General features: G+C 36.9%; 13 protein-coding genes and 1 riboswitch. Of the genes, 6 read left to right on the forward strand and 7 right to left on the reverse strand.

The genetic code is table 11. From position 1 onward, the window contains the following. Nucleotides 1-70: 70 nt before the first annotated feature. The 5 genes from HMPREF2603_RS06915 to HMPREF2603_RS06935 all read right to left on the reverse strand — a co-directional run bounded on the left by HMPREF2603_RS06915 (nucleotide 71) and on the right by HMPREF2603_RS06935 (nucleotide 6,137). Nucleotides 71-763 carry a putative periplasmic lipoprotein gene (locus HMPREF2603_RS06915; RefSeq protein ID WP_060804400.1) on the reverse strand — a complete coding sequence of 231 codons (693 nt, stop codon included), beginning with the start codon at nucleotides 761-763 and terminating at the stop codon, nucleotides 71-73. A gap of 92 nt (nucleotides 764-855) precedes the next feature. After that, nucleotides 856-2,649, reverse strand: a complete 1,794-nt coding sequence (locus HMPREF2603_RS06920; RefSeq protein ID WP_070462828.1) for a purple acid phosphatase family protein — start codon at nucleotides 2,647-2,649, stop codon at nucleotides 856-858. Between the two features lie 339 nt (nucleotides 2,650-2,988). Next, nucleotides 2,989-4,143 carry an N-acetylglucosamine-6-phosphate deacetylase gene (nagA, locus tag HMPREF2603_RS06925; protein WP_060804401.1) on the reverse strand — a complete coding sequence of 385 codons (1,155 nt, stop codon included), beginning with the start codon at nucleotides 4,141-4,143 and terminating at the stop codon, nucleotides 2,989-2,991. 196 nt (nucleotides 4,144-4,339) lie between these two features. After that, nucleotides 4,340-4,888: a hypothetical protein gene (locus HMPREF2603_RS06930; RefSeq protein ID WP_060804402.1), complete on the reverse strand. Its 549-nt coding sequence runs from the start codon at nucleotides 4,886-4,888 to the stop codon at nucleotides 4,340-4,342. A gap of 415 nt (nucleotides 4,889-5,303) precedes the next feature. Continuing rightward, nucleotides 5,304-6,137, reverse strand: a complete 834-nt coding sequence (locus HMPREF2603_RS06935) for a trypsin-like serine peptidase (protein WP_060804403.1) — start codon at nucleotides 6,135-6,137, stop codon at nucleotides 5,304-5,306. Between the two features lie 275 nt (nucleotides 6,138-6,412). Further along, a riboswitch (TPP riboswitch) is annotated at nucleotides 6,413-6,524 on the forward strand. A gap of 154 nt (nucleotides 6,525-6,678) precedes the next feature. On the opposite strand from HMPREF2603_RS06935, the gene HMPREF2603_RS06940 reads away from it, so the two are divergent. The 6 genes from HMPREF2603_RS06940 (at nucleotide 6,679) to HMPREF2603_RS06965 (ending at nucleotide 10,990) form a co-directional block, all read left to right on the forward strand. Continuing rightward, nucleotides 6,679-7,182 carry a thiamine phosphate synthase gene (locus HMPREF2603_RS06940; protein ID WP_261676374.1) on the forward strand — a complete coding sequence of 168 codons (504 nt, stop codon included), beginning with the start codon at nucleotides 6,679-6,681 and terminating at the stop codon, nucleotides 7,180-7,182. Then, the gene (locus HMPREF2603_RS06945) at nucleotides 7,175-8,308 is read left to right on the forward strand and encodes an NAD(P)/FAD-dependent oxidoreductase (RefSeq protein ID WP_060804405.1); all 1,134 of its coding nucleotides are present in this window, start codon (nucleotides 7,175-7,177) and stop codon (nucleotides 8,306-8,308) included. The genes HMPREF2603_RS06940 and HMPREF2603_RS06945 overlap by 8 nt, the downstream gene beginning before the upstream one ends. Continuing rightward, nucleotides 8,292-8,492, forward strand: coding sequence for a sulfur carrier protein ThiS (thiS, locus tag HMPREF2603_RS06950; RefSeq protein ID WP_002479920.1), 201 nt, complete (start codon nucleotides 8,292-8,294; stop codon nucleotides 8,490-8,492). The genes HMPREF2603_RS06945 and thiS overlap by 17 nt, the downstream gene beginning before the upstream one ends. A gap of 1 nt (nucleotide 8,493) precedes the next feature. Beyond that, entirely contained in the window at nucleotides 8,494-9,261 is a 768-nt protein-coding gene (locus HMPREF2603_RS06955; protein WP_002479921.1) for a thiazole synthase, read from the forward strand. After that, a complete protein-coding gene (locus HMPREF2603_RS06960; protein WP_060804406.1) occupies nucleotides 9,261-10,289 on the forward strand; it encodes a ThiF family adenylyltransferase in 1,029 nt (342 codons plus the stop codon). The genes HMPREF2603_RS06955 and HMPREF2603_RS06960 overlap by 1 nt, the downstream gene beginning before the upstream one ends. A gap of 248 nt (nucleotides 10,290-10,537) precedes the next feature. After that, a complete protein-coding gene (locus HMPREF2603_RS06965) occupies nucleotides 10,538-10,990 on the forward strand; it encodes an arginine repressor (RefSeq protein WP_002479923.1) in 453 nt (150 codons plus the stop codon). 81 nt (nucleotides 10,991-11,071) lie between these two features. On the opposite strand, the gene HMPREF2603_RS06970 is transcribed toward HMPREF2603_RS06965, so the two are convergent. Then, on the reverse strand, nucleotides 11,072-11,743 hold the full coding sequence (locus HMPREF2603_RS06970; RefSeq protein ID WP_002479924.1) for a Crp/Fnr family transcriptional regulator: 672 nt from the start codon (nucleotides 11,741-11,743) through the stop codon (nucleotides 11,072-11,074). Nucleotides 11,744-11,983: 240 nt separating this feature from the next. Then, nucleotides 11,984-13,408, reverse strand: a complete 1,425-nt coding sequence (arcD, locus tag HMPREF2603_RS06975; protein ID WP_002479925.1) for an arginine-ornithine antiporter — start codon at nucleotides 13,406-13,408, stop codon at nucleotides 11,984-11,986. Nucleotides 13,409-13,675: the final 267 nt, after the last annotated feature.

Here is a 13,675-nt window from a genome sequence, read left to right on the forward strand (position 1 = left end):
CTATGACTTTCTTATTTTAAATATGTACAAATTAAACAAAATTATTAAAGCTTATGCACATATTTGTACATCATTGTTTACCGTATTGCTTAATCAAGTGATTCATTAATTCTGTCGCAGTTTCATCTTCAGTCGGTTTAAATAACTCGTCTGGTCTCAAGTTAGGATCTTTGTCATTATGGTCTTTTGGCGCGAACCCTGAAGACAATGTTACTTGTTGACTCGGTTTAAATTGGCATTCGTAAACTTTACCGTCATCTGCAAATAAGTATTTTGTGATAGGTTGATTTAAATCTGCCACATTACGATAACCTTCTATATTAGATAAATCTTTCGCTTTCTCATCAAATCCTGTTACACCTTGGTTAGAGTGATAAAATACCACACCTACTAAATTATGACGTTCAAAAGCTTTAGGGCCTGGTTCATTTTGATTACTGACTTGCAGCTCACCTTTAGGTGTCATCGCATACCAGTCTCCTGTTGAAATTTCCCCTGCTCCAAAATAACGGTTAGAAGCTGCTAAACCTTGTTGATTAGCACGTTTGTCTGCCCACTTCATCACTTCTTCTTTTATTTTTGCTTGTTCTTGACTAGATAATTTCTCTTTGTTTATTTTAATGTCTTTAGAACTTGAGGCTGGTTGATTTTGTTGTGTCTGTGCTTTAGCGTCACTTGTCTTTTTCTCTTGTTGATCGCTGCATCCTGTTAATAATAAGCTCAAGCTTGCGACTGCCGCAGTATATGTTAAAAATTTCTTCATTTTGTTGCCTCCTATGTATAAAGGTATAGGACTCGTATGATTTACGAGTCCCTACCTGAGTCAAATGACTTAATTAAAGCTATCAACAGTTATTATTTTTTGTCAGTTTTTGAAATACCGAATTGGTCGATTAACTTAACTGTTCTTTGTTCGCCTTTACTGATGTCACCGTTTAATTGATAGATTTTCACAATCAATTTGTCGCCTTTCACTTCATAAACTGAGAAGTTTTGAGCTGATGAGTCACGGTTATTTTCATGGCTATCGTTAAACGCATCTGTTTTTTGAGGTTGTTCACCTACTGCGAATAAGTTGTTGTATTCTTGACGTTGTGCTTCAGTTAACCAGCTCAATTTCGGACGAATTTTCTTGATATGTTCTAATGGTTTGCTGTAGATATCATCATAAGCTTTTGTACCACCTGTGTTTGGCAACACGTAAACTGAACCTTTTGGATTATCGTAGTATGTGACACCATCTTCACCTTTAACTTGTTTTGCATCTTCAATTTTAGCGTTTACGAAGCTATTTTTTGTTGAAGTATGTTGTAACATTTTAGTTCTAGCGAGTACGTGGTCATGTCCTTGTAATACTAAATCCACATCTAAATCATCGATTTCTTTCGTTAATTCTTCACGTAATTTCTTAATGTCTTCATCTTCTAAAGCATGATAAGACTTAGAGTACATTGGTTTATGCAAGTTTAAGATAACCCATTTTGAGCCGTTTTCACGTGCTTTTTTGATATCTTGTTTAATCCATTCCATTTGTTTTTTACCAATGGCTTTACCTTCTGGATTGTCTTCACCTTTTTTGTTGTCATTTGTATTTGCAACAACCATGTGTGCACCGTTGTAGTCAAATGAGTAGTATGAACCACCGTTGACTGCGTTATTCGCTTTAGGTACGTTCACGTGACGGTTGAAACGATCTAATAACTTTTTGTCTTTCTCATCGAATGCATATTCATCATGGTTACCTGCTGCTGCCGCAACTGGTAAAGACATGAATGATGGACGAGATTGGTCATAAATGTCATTCCACTCATCTTCAACTTGTGAGTTCTCTACAAAGTCACCTGTATGCAATGCGAAGTTTGGATTACCTGCTGTTTTAATTGCTTCAGCGATTGTGTTTGCACCGAATTTCGCTTCGTTACGTACATGTTCGTTCCAGTAAGCATTTTGTGTATCCGTATATTGTACGAATTTGAATGGATCACCTGCGTTACCAGATGTTCTGAATGTACCGACTTGGCTTTGTTTGCCTTTTTTACTACCAACTTTGTAGTAGTATGTTGTATTTGGTTTTAAACCTGTTGCTTGTGCTTTATAGTTATATTCTTTCACGTTCATTAAAGATGCTTTACCGTGTTGATCACCGCTTGTCCATTCTGGACCGCCTGCACCTTTATCTGTGTAATAACCTTTAATTTTTGGTTTGCCATTTTCATCTTTGACTGGCTCACCATTATCATCTTTCTCCACATCAGCGAAAATGAAGTGGCCTGAATGATCTCTTTCTATGTATTGAGAGTCCACTTGTTCTGCTTTAGCTGTGAATGTTTTCGCGTCTTTCATATTCTTTGAAGTTGAGACCCAAACTTGTGGTGCTTCAGCTTTATCTGTTGTAAACCAGTTGAAGCCCATTTCTGTTTTAGTATCACCATTAAAGTTTGTCATAATACGGTTCGGACTGTTTTTCTTTTTAACAGGTGCTACTTTTGGTTTCTTATTTAATAATTTAATACCTTGTTGTTGTTGATGTGCTTGTTGCGCTTGCGGTGCTGCTTGTGGCGCTGGTTGGCCGCTGGCATCTGCTTGTGCTGCCCCTGTTGATAATAAGAGCATTAAACTTGCCATACTTCCTGCTACAATCTTAGTCATCTTGATATTCTTCAATGCGCTACCTCCAAAATAGGTTGAAATTTAAAGGAAGTCCCAAAATTAAAAGACACCGTGATATCTGTCTTCAATAGACCTTTACTTCCTCTCAACACAAATTGTAGCAAGCAATCTTTAAGCTATTATTAAGTTGGTGTTTGGTTTGTAAATTCTATTTAAACAAAAGTATAAACAATAACTAAAACAACTATACATGGGTATACTATATGTGATTTTTATAATGAAACACATTATTATACGCCGTTATATATCTAATTGTAGACACCAAAAATACAAATAAAAAAAGCACCCGTTTTAAATACGAGTGCCTCTAACTATAAATTAATAGTTATGAACTTGACCGTTTTTAATTGTTGTTTTGACATGCATGTCTTGATCTAATAAGACTAAGTCTGCATCTTTGCCTTCTTTAATGCTGCCTTTATGAGCGTCTATACCTAACGCAATGGCTTGATTTAGGCTTGTTACACGCCACATTTCTTCGAGTGATGCACCAGTGAATGTAAGCATATTGCGTAAGCCGTCATTCATTTTTAAGATACTGCCAGCTAAAGCACCTGATTCTAATCGTGCTTCTGAGCCTTTGACAATAACGTTTTGTCCGCCTAAATCATACTCGCCATCCGACATACCTTTTGCGCGCATCGCATCTGTAATTAAGTAAAATCGTTTATTGCCTTTCATTGTATAAGCGATTTTAACTGATGCTGGATGTGAATGAATACCATCTGCGATTAGTTCTGTATGGATACCGTCGTTGGTCCATGCCGCACCAAATTGTCCAGGCGCACGATGTTCAAATGGTGTTCCTGCATTATAAAGATGTGTGACATGTTTTGCGCCATGTTCTACTGCTTCATTCACTTCATCAAATGTCGCAACAGTATGACCCATAGAAAAGATAATTTGGTCGGATAATTTTTCTAGAACTTCTTTTGCACCTTCTACTTCTGGGGCAAAGGTAATCACTTTAATATTTCCGTCAGCTTTCTCTTGGAAGTGTTCAATCGCATCTACTGAAGGACGTTGTACATATTTAGGGTTTTGGGCGCCTACTTTATGTTCTGAAATAAACGGACCTTCTAAATGAACCCCTGCAATTTCAGCCGCATTTTCTTTATCTTGAACTGCTTTATATTCCACAATATTTTCTAAGGCACGATCGATGTTTTCCACTGATTGTGTCATTGTTGTCGCAAGGAAAGATGTAGTACCTTCAGAAAGTAACGATTCAGCTAGATGTTTCAATCCGTCAAACGAAGCATCCATCGCATCTTGTCCGTACCCGCCATGAATATGAATATCAATAAACCCAGGTAAAACATATTGTCCTTGTGCATCCACTACTTCTAGATCTCCTTGATAATCACCATGACCAACCTCTGAAATTTTGCCATCAGAAATTTTCACATAACCTTTATCTAAGACACCTGTTTCTGTATAAACTTTACCGTTTGTCACTACATATTCAGTCATTTTCTAACCTTCTTTATTCATAATATATACCATTGGTATTTTAACACATAACAGCGCCCCAAACTTGAAAATTAATTTCATAACAAAACATCAAAAAAAGCAGAAGCCTGTCAGACTTCTGCCGTATCACTCAATGTTTTTGTCTTACACTCATGATGTTTACTGCTTTCTAAATCTTTAATTTTTAAAGTACTAATTAATGAACGATATAAAAATTGAACAACGATACAATGACTCCGATTATAGTACAAGATATTGTAATGGTAGTTATCATTTCTTTTTTCCATGTACAAAACTTGTTTTCTAATTTAGATTCAAACTTCTCATCTAATTTATTTATTGCTTGTTTAACTTCACTAAAGTTTTGATTCGTTTCATTATTCATCTCTTTTAATCGTTTGTCTACTTGTTCAAAACGCTTGTCTACCTGTTCAAAACGCTTATCTACTTGATCAATACGTTTATCTACTTGGTCAAAGCGTTGATTCACCTGTTCGAAGCGTTGATTTACTCCATTAAATCTTTCTTTTACATTTTCGGATTCTATTTTAAAATTTTCTTGTATGTTACTTAAATGTTGGGTTGTTCTTGCTTGTTCTATTTGGATATTTTTAACGTCAAGTGCTAAAATTTCAAATTTATTTTCAATAGCTGTTAATCTTTCTAATGGTGTTTTCACTGGAAAAATTTCATTACCTTTTTCCTCATTATACTTAGGAACTAAATTATTATCTGCCGTAGTCATCTTGATGTTCTCCTTTGAAGTATAGATTTATATTTTTAAGCGTCCTCGATTATTAATTACTTATTTATAACTTCACTGAATAGTTATAAAGTCATTACGCTAAGACGGCTGAACCCCAGCAAAATAAGGCATATGATGTAGATATTTTAAAGATTTTTTCATAGTTGATACCGCCCTTCCTTATATTTAAACACTGAAGCACTCACTAGTTCCCCTAGATATTTATTAATATAATTATACTACGGTTCAATTCTTAATTCCATATACAACTTGAATTTTAATTTTACTATTTAGGTAAAATAATTGTCATCTTTTTTTACGAAATTGAATCAAACTAGGTAAATAAAAACAAAAAACACAATCTCCCTAATCCGTGCGACTCATTTCACACTTTTAAAGAGATTGTATTTAAAGTCTATCTAATATGACTTCTCACAAAACTTCCTGTTGATCCATTTAACGCTTCTCCGCCTGCCATTTCAACTTTGGCGTAATTATAAGGTGATGTACCCCAGAGGTTATAGCCGTATGTGCGTAATCCATAGATACGATAATTACCATCAACCATGACTGATCCTGAAGCACCTGCACGGAATTTATCTTTGGTTTGTAGTTCTGTGCCGTTTGAAGATTTTTGTATGAATTTTAATTTACTCCAGTAGGATTTTGTATTATCTCCATTTTGCCATGGATAACCTACTGAATAGAGATTGCGATTATAAGTTAAGTTGTTGATTTGTGAATTCGACGCAAGAGGTAATGCTGGTGTGTAGTTCGTCAGCTTTTCTTTGGTATAGACTAATGCGACATCGGCTTGAGGTACTTTAACTACTTTTGTTGCGTGGAAAGTATAAGTTTTTGCCTTACCATCGCGATTTAAATCAAACGTAATATATTTAGGATTAGCTGCCGCACCTTTGGCATCATCTATCACGTGTGCATTGGTAATTAATGTATAAGGTCCTATAACAGTCCCTGTCCCCATACTGTCTTTACCTCTACCTTTCCAACCATCTTTATTACTAATACGTCCTACTGCTTTATATTTTCCTTTGTATGCATTTGCGATGTGTTTAATTTGTACATCATTATTAGAAATTCGCTTTGTTTTAGGATAAGCTTTAGACGCATTATAATCCGTCATCCCATTATAATAATAGCTACCTGCTGCTAACGTTTCTGTATTTGTTAAAGTTAAACTAGCCACAACCGCAAGTGATACAACTGCACTTTTGAATATATGTTTCATGTATATCCCCTTATGTTTTTTCTCATTGTATCACACATATTGACGGCTGTATTTGCTTGTTTCAATAGTCTTACTTGTAAGCAGTAAAAACCTACAATGAAAGCGATTCGCTATTGCAATTTTAATGCAAGTGATTTATGATGTGTTTGTATATAGAAGGAAGTTATATTTCAAGAATGAAAAAGTCAGTCCAATACGTTAACGCCTCGCTACACGATTAGTTAAAGTATTGAATATGATGACTTCCTGAAATACTATGAATCAAATAATTTCAATAAGTCCACTGGAAGTGCCTGTTCCTACAGGCTGAGATCCTTATGTATGATAAGGAAATTCTTGGAACCTGATCTAGTTTATACTAGCGTAGGAAAGTGGCGTATTGTACGTTTAATGCGCTATTTTCTTATATGGAAATAGCGTTTTTTTATTTCGCTTTTCTTGCGACTTATTGATTAAAGAAGGTGAATCCATCGTGTGGGTCGCGATAACGCCATATGAACTCACAAAAACAACCATAGCTCAATATGTTGAAATAGCGCCTGTGATTGACTGTTTAATTGTACGTACTGACCAAGCAACTACAGCTACAGAAATTCAACGCTTACTAGATGCTGGATTTCCTAAAGCTAAAATCACTGCGCATTCCAATATAAAACTATTTGAAAATTTTGATTTAAAGCGTATTCATTTTAAAGAGATGGACGAGCGTGCCTTTGAATTCAAAAACAAGTATCCAGATGTATGTGTCAGCATGTCTACACATCATAAAGATACAATTCAATCCGCTAAAAATCATCACTTAGATTTTGTGTTATTCGGTCATCTTTTCGAGACCGGTTCTAAACCAGGTTTACCGCCACGTACGCCATCTGAAATATCAGATGCCTTACAAGTAGATATGCCTATCATCGCACTTGGCGGTATTAACGAAAATACCTTATCACAAGTGCCGCATGGTTTTAGTGGTATCGCAGCCATTTCTTTCTTCTTACAACATGATATACAAACACTTCGCACCCTCAAGGAAGGTGAACATTATGTATGATTTAGCCATTATCGGAGCAGGCGTCATCGGAATGTCTATCGCAAGACATTTAAAAGACAGTGGTTTATCTATCGCATTAATCGACCGTGATATCGAAGGCAAACATGCCTCTTATAAAGCAGGCGGTATGTTAGGTGCACAAAATGAATTTAAAGAGGATAGCCCCCTCTTTCGTTTAGCACTTACATCCCGTGCTAAGTTCAACGCATTAAGTACAGACTTATTTTCAGAAACAGGTATTGATATTCAGTACCAACAAAATGGCCTGATTAAGTTAGCCACTCAAACAGAAGATGTCCCGTCATTGAAACAACAATATGCATTTCTTCATTCACATGATGAGGATGTTCAAGACTTATCAGATACTGATTTAGCATTACTGACCAATCATTTAGTTAAAAGTACAGAAGCCATGATGTTTGTGCCGCACGACCATCAAATCAATGCTAATCATTATACTAAGGCGCTTCATGCTTCACTCGAAAACGCACCAAATATTGATCGTTTCTCACACACGAACGTAACCGCAATTCATCGTGTCGGTGAAGGTTATGATATTGAGGCAGAGCGTAACGGACGTCGCACTTTAACAAAAGCACATAAAGTAATTGAAGCCACAGGTGCTTGGGCTGGCAATGTCTCAGAACAACCAGACATTCAAGAAGCAGTCAGCGGTGTTAAAGGCGAAGTCTTGCTCGTTGAAAATGAAGACTTAGATTTAAAACAAACGTTATTTATGACCAACGGCTGTTATATCGTACCTAAACCTCCGCATCGTTTCTTAATCGGCGCAACAAGCTACTTTGATGATTACTCTGTCGGTGTATCTGAACAAGGTAAAACATGGTTATTAGAAGAAGCAATTAAGCGTGTACCTGAACTTGCGGGAAGCAAAGAACTCAAATACTGGTCAGGTATTCGTCCATGGACTAAAGAAGAACAGCCGATTATGGATGAAGTACAAGAAGGATTATGGATTATCACTGGCCATTACCGTAATGGTATTTTATTATCACCTGTTATCGGTGAATTAATGGCCGAATGGGTTGCGACTGGACATCGTCCACAAGCACTCGAACCCTTTCAATTTGAATTAAGGAGGGAAAAACATGAAGTGCATCATTAATGGTGATCCGTTCACATTCGATACTGAAGTCACAATTCAAGATATTTTAGATCATTTAGAACTCGACAAAAAACGTGTCATCGCAGAACATAACCAAAACTTAATACAACGTGAAGATTTCGCAAACCAAATCGTACGCGAAGATGATCGTTTAGAACTATTAGAATTTGTTGGAGGCGGATAATATGTTAAAAATTGGACCTTATGAAATGGAATCAAGATTATTACTCGGTACAGGAAAATTTGAAAATGAAGATGTACAAACAAAAGCTATCGAAGCTTCAGGTACAAACGTACTGACATTTGCGGTACGTCGTATGAATCTATATGACAAAAACTTACCGAACCCCCTTGCGAACGTTAACTTAAAAGACTTTGTTACGTTCCCTAATACAGCTGGTGCGAAAACAGTTGAAGAAGCTGTTCGTATCGCAGAAATCGCAAAACACGCAGGTGTTTGCGACATGATTAAAGTCGAAATTATCGGTGATGATGAAACATTACTACCTGATCCGATTGCAACGTATGAAACATGTAAAATTTTATTAGAACGTGGCTACATTGTTTGTCCTTATATCTCTGAAGACCCAGTATTAGCCAAACGTTTAGAAGAATTAGGTGTTCATGCGGTAATGCCTTTAGCTTCACCTATCGGTACAGGCCGTGGTATCAACAACCCATTAAACCTAAGCTATATTATTAAGAATTCAAATGTACCGATTATCGTTGATGCAGGTATTGGTTCAGCGAAAGATGCGGCACAAGCGATGGAACTCGGCGCAGATGGTATCTTATTAAACTCTGCTGTATCACGTGCTAAAGATCCAGTGAAAATGGCAGAAGCAATGAAACTTGGTGTTGAAGCAGGTCGTTTAAGTTATGAAGCTGGCCGTATCCCAATTAAATATACTGCACAAGCATCAAGCCCTACCGAAGGTTTAGGATTCTTATAATGCCTACACCGTCAGAAACACCAGATTTCAACGAACGCTATAGCCGCCAAACACGCTTTGCGCCTTTTGGCGCACAAGGTCAACACAACCTTGAACACACACATGTATTAGTCATGGGTGCGGGTGCCCTTGGCAGTCATATAGCTGAACAACTTGTGCGTATGGGTATCGGCAAATTAACCATCGTCGATATGGATATTGTTGAATTAACCAACCTTCATCGCCAAGCACTTTATGATGAAACAGATGTCACAGAAATGCGTCCGAAAGTCTATGCATTAGCAGATAAACTAAAAGTTATTAACTCTAATGTAGAAGTAGATCCTATCTATGAAGAAATCACTTCAACAAATATTGAAACGATGATTCAAGATATTAATCCAGATATTTTATTAGATGGAATGGACCATTTTGCGATTCGCTTCTTATTTAATGAAGTCTGTCATAAATTAAATTTACCTTGGATTTATGGTGCAGCTGTTGGAGGTAAAGGTTCTGTCTACGCGATTGATTATACAGGTCCTTGTTTACGTTGTTTTATGGAAGAAACACCTGAAACTGCAGAAAGTTGTGCAATTAATGGTGTGATACCACCTGTCATTATGCAGGTCGTGAGTTATCAGATTGCGGAGTTGATGCGCTATCTATCAGGCACAGGCTTTTCTGGCAAACTCATTACGGTGTCACCCTTTGAAGTCAAACAACAATCTATGGATGTCAGCCGCTTCAAAAACCCTAATTGCACAGTCTGTGCACAAAGTAATTACGAATATCTAGGGAAACGTCAATCAAACGTCATCGAAGGCAGTTGCGGAGATACATTCGTCTTCCGCTTCAAACCTGAACACTTTGACAACGCCGACTTATTCCCAGGTCAAATTCTTAAAGCGAATCCTTACGTCAAACTTTTAAATGTAGACGGTTATGAAGCCACACTCTTTAAAGATGGCCGCATGAATGTTCATCATATTGAAGATGAAGACACTGCAGAAACACTCTATCGCACTTTATTAAAAGCAGTAAAATAACAATAAAACCACACAAAAGAAGTGTACACCTAAAACGCGTGTACACTTCTTTTTTACTGAATAAGGCGTTCAGTTATTAAAAAACTTCAATTATTTAATCTCAATATTACTTCTAACTTACAAACAAGTTCTTTCATTTATTCAAAGCACTTTGCGATAATATTGTTAAATAAGCAAAAATGATTTGAGTTCACTTAACTTATAGAATACAATAATACTGTATAATTATTAATTTAAGGGATGAGGATATGGAAAGAGAGAAACGTCTTGATTTAATTAAATTACTACTAAAGAATAACAAGATTTCTACAGTACGTGAGTTAGCTGAAATCATGGAAGAGCAATACAATTTAATTTTCAGTATGACCACAGTCGCAAAAGATTTACAACATTTAAGAGTGACGAAAGTTCCGAATGGCTCAGCCCCTTCTTATTATGTGTTACCAGAAAAAAATGAAGCAAACAGCTTTCGTGAAGCTTTCAAGAAATATCGCGATGATAGTATCAACTCTATTATCGTTAAAGACAGCTATATCCTAATTAAAACAGAACCGGGATTTGCCCGTACCATCAATTACTGTATTGACCAAATGCAGCTGCCGCATGTTTTGGGTACAGTCAGTGGTAATGATGTTATTATGATGTTAATGAAATCAAATGAAGAAGCAGAATATGTGAAATACTTATTATTGAAACCTTGATGAGCTAAATAAAGATAAATGAGAAGAGAGAAGCGACATGATTACTTTGTTCAAAAGTAAGGATGCCGCTTCTCTCTTCTTCTACAAGGACTTACTTACAGTCCAAGTTTGATGATTCTTTAACACTAAATTTTGTTTACTTAAATCTCTGATCACATGACTGGCTTTTTCTCTTGATACACCTGCTAACTCACTTAACAGTGTCACAGTCATAATCTTATCTAGTTCGTAATAAGCACCTTGATCGTTTCCTACCGTTTCGCACATTACGCGCAATGTGTTTATCACCTTTTGTTCGGCATTACGACCAAGTAAAGCCATATTACGTTCAATGTTTTGGTTGGCTTCTGTACGTAATAAATCAAAGATTTTAATAAACGTATCTTCGTGATTTTTACATAAATATTCAATGACATTTTTAGGCACTCTGACAATCAAGCTGCTTGTGAGCGCTGTACATGATTCATGGTAATGATCAGAATGGAATAAATGATTTAAAGGAAACATATTAATCGGTCGGTTCAACATTAAATAGTCGTCACCGTTTTCGTTCAACATTTCTCTTGATACATAACCTTCTAATAATACATAGATACTATCCGCTTCTGATCCTTGATAATAAATCACTTGCCCTTTTTCATAGTTCCTGACATAAATCTCAGAAAGATGAGGAACGAGCAGCCCTGATGGTACCTCTAATATTTTCGATAATGCTTGGATCGACGCTTGATAATCTTCAGTACTATTGCTCATACACGTTCACCTCATCTCTTTCTCTCTTTTTCATGAATGTGTGTTGAAAATATAGTTTTTATTAATTGAGACAGCTGAAATATCTGCCCTTTTTTCAACATGTGCAACGTGTTTATTGTATCATATTGCGTTCGCACACACATTCTTATGTATACAGATAGAAAGGCAGCTTACAGGATGTAGCGAGGTCCTGCAGGCTGCCATTTCTTTATCTGTTGTCAGGATTTCATGCGTCAGTAATTAGAAGACACTTACTGCGCCACTGAACAATCTTATTAAACCAAGAATGGCAAAGATGACAATGAATCCCATTAAAATGTAGTCTCTTGTGATGAATTTGATACCTTTGTTGCGTTGTACAATCCAGTAAACGAACAGACCAGGTACATATAGCAACATTGTCAGTAGCAAGTAGTCCACGCCTGCTGCGTAAATGAGCCATACCGCATAGATAGAAGCGATAATACCGATTGCCATTTGTAGGTTGCTTTTACGATCATACTGCAATGTATATTTGAACTGATAGAATGCACTGAATGCATATGGAATCAATATCGCACTGGATGCGAGTGAGAATGCGAATTGATACGCACTATCTGTAAATAACATACTGATTAAGAACAGTTGTACTAAGATGTTTGTGATTAGGAGTGAGTTGACTGGTGCACCATTTTTGTTTTGTTTCGCAAACCATTTCGGGAACATTTTATCTTTTGCGACGATGAATGGTAACTCACCAGCAAGCAATGTCCAACCTAACCAAGCTCCAAGTACTGAGATGATTAAACCAATGTTTGTCACAACTGAGCCCCATGGGCCGACGATGTGAGCAAGTAAGGCTGCCATTGATGGACTGCTTAATTCAGAGATTTGATTTTGTTCGATAACACCTTGTGCAAGTACAGTTAATAAGAAGTAAATCACTAATACAATCAATAGACCGAGTACTGTAGCTGTACCCACGTCTTTCTTCGTTTTCGCACGGCCTGAGAATACAACCGCACCTTCAATACCAGTGAATACCCATACTGTAATCAACATTGTACCTCTCACTTGTTCCATAATGTTTGAGAAGTTGATTGGTAATGCGATGTTGCCTTTCATTCCTGCAAAACCGGCCATAAACGTGTCAAAGTTAAATGCGACGATCATACATACAATTGCTAGGAAGATAGGAATTAACTTGGCAACTGTGACAATACTGTTGATTAGGGTTGCTGTTTCTACGCCTCGCAGAATCAGGAAGTGTACACCCCAAAGTAAAATGGAGGCTACGATAATACTTGGAAGTGTGTTGCCGCCTTTAAATATCGGGAAGAAGTTGCCGACTGCTGACATCAGCAACGTGGCATATGCAACGTTTCCTAAGAATGCTGCGAACCAGTATCCCCATGCACTGGAGAAACCGACGAAGTCACCGAAACCGGCACGTGCATAACTGTAAATACCGCCGTCTAAATCAGGACGTTTATTTGTTAAGTTCTGGAATACAAATGCGAGTGATATCATACCTACAGCTGTAATGATCCATCCGATGATAATTGCTAATCCGCCGGCATTGCTGCCCATGTCAGAGATAATATTAAAGGCGCCGCCGCCGATCATTGAACCAACGACCAGACCGATTAAAGCCGTTTTACTGAGTTTACTTTGTTCTCCGCTCATCTTCAAAACTCCTTTAATGCTTGAGACTCTCTCAAAGCATGTGTTGTCAATTTATTTATTTTTTGACGCTATACTGCTTTAATTGTTTTAAAGGGCCTGCGCCTCTTGCTATTTCCAAAATCATAGGCCATGTGCAAACATGTCGCCGTGAATAGGTATCAAATTAAGTCAAAGCAGTATTCAATCTAAAGCCAGGCTTTAAGTGATGACGCTAAACTGCCTCTATTGATGCAATCCTTATCACTTAAAGCACTGTATACTTTAGAA

This window comes from Staphylococcus sp. HMSC055C03 (assembly GCF_001809385.1).
GTDB lineage: Bacteria > Bacillota > Bacilli > Staphylococcales > Staphylococcaceae > Staphylococcus > Staphylococcus simulans.

Bases quoted from the DNA above. Each gene is read 5' to 3' on its own strand.
- HMPREF2603_RS06930 (WP_060804402.1), bottom strand. From the start codon at position 4,888: ATGACTACGGCAGATAATAATTTAGTTCCTAAGTATAATGAGGAAAAA.
- arcD (WP_002479925.1), bottom strand. From the start codon at position 13,408: ATGAGCGGAGAACAAAGTAAACTCAGTAAAACGGCTTTAATCGGTCTG.
- thiS (WP_002479920.1), top strand. From the start codon at position 8,292: ATGAAGTGCATCATTAATGGTGATCCGTTCACATTCGATACTGAAGTC.
- HMPREF2603_RS06935 (WP_060804403.1), bottom strand. From the start codon at position 6,137: ATGAAACATATATTCAAAAGTGCAGTTGTATCACTTGCGGTTGTGGCT.
- HMPREF2603_RS06960 (WP_060804406.1), top strand. From the start codon at position 9,261: ATGCCTACACCGTCAGAAACACCAGATTTCAACGAACGCTATAGCCGC.
- nagA (WP_060804401.1), bottom strand. From the start codon at position 4,143: ATGACTGAATATGTAGTGACAAACGGTAAAGTTTATACAGAAACAGGT.
- HMPREF2603_RS06965 (WP_002479923.1), top strand. From the start codon at position 10,538: ATGGAAAGAGAGAAACGTCTTGATTTAATTAAATTACTACTAAAGAAT.
- HMPREF2603_RS06955 (WP_002479921.1), top strand. From the start codon at position 8,494: ATGTTAAAAATTGGACCTTATGAAATGGAATCAAGATTATTACTCGGT.
- HMPREF2603_RS06920 (WP_070462828.1), bottom strand. From the start codon at position 2,649: ATGACTAAGATTGTAGCAGGAAGTATGGCAAGTTTAATGCTCTTATTA.
- HMPREF2603_RS06970 (WP_002479924.1), bottom strand. From the start codon at position 11,743: ATGAGCAATAGTACTGAAGATTATCAAGCGTCGATCCAAGCATTATCG.
- HMPREF2603_RS06915 (WP_060804400.1), bottom strand. From the start codon at position 763: ATGAAGAAATTTTTAACATATACTGCGGCAGTCGCAAGCTTGAGCTTA.
- HMPREF2603_RS06945 (WP_060804405.1), top strand. From the start codon at position 7,175: ATGTATGATTTAGCCATTATCGGAGCAGGCGTCATCGGAATGTCTATC.